The organism is Halorubrum sp. SP9 (assembly GCF_005435015.1).
Lineage (GTDB): Archaea > Halobacteriota > Halobacteria > Halobacteriales > Haloferacaceae > Halorubrum > Halorubrum sodomense.
The window spans coordinates 1,021-1,227 of record NZ_SGXU01000118.1; positions in this window are offsets into that span (position 1 = coordinate 1,021).

Consider the following 207-nt stretch of genomic DNA (forward strand, 5'->3'; position numbering starts at 1 on the left):
CTAAGATACTTTTTAATATTGGAAAGAGCGGCTTCCTCGTGCTCGCCAGGTATGAAGTAATTTGCTTTAACGATGATCTCATCGGGATCAAGAGGAGGCTTCATACTCATACTAACTGGTCAACGAATTGTTTAGGTAAAAAATGTGTGCTATGATTGATATACTAACTATATTCAATAGACAGTGTATATCACGCGTCCTTTCCTT